Below are 219 nucleotides of genomic sequence, written 5' to 3' on the forward strand. Positions count from 1 at the left end.
ACAAGCCTTCTGCTCGTGCTTCTTCATAACCAGTGTTACCATTGATTTGTCCTGCATAGAATAAACGATCGATATATTTGCTTTCTATAGTCGCTTTAAGATCACGTGGATCAAAATAATCTTATTCAATTGGATAACCAGGTCGAGTTACAATCGCATTCTCAAATCGTTTCATCGATTGAATATATTCAAGCTGAACATAAAAAGGTAAACTTGTAG

Annotated in this window: 1 pseudogene; it reads right to left on the reverse strand. The window is 35.2% G+C overall.

Going from position 1 to position 219, the window contains the following annotated elements:
• Positions 1 to 219: pseudogene (locus tag V6255_RS18645) on the reverse strand (FAD-dependent oxidoreductase); the annotation flags it as partial.

Origin of the sequence: Psychromonas arctica (assembly GCF_038155225.1) — a bacterium.
Classification (GTDB): Bacteria; Pseudomonadota; Gammaproteobacteria; order Enterobacterales; family Psychromonadaceae; genus Psychromonas; species Psychromonas arctica_B.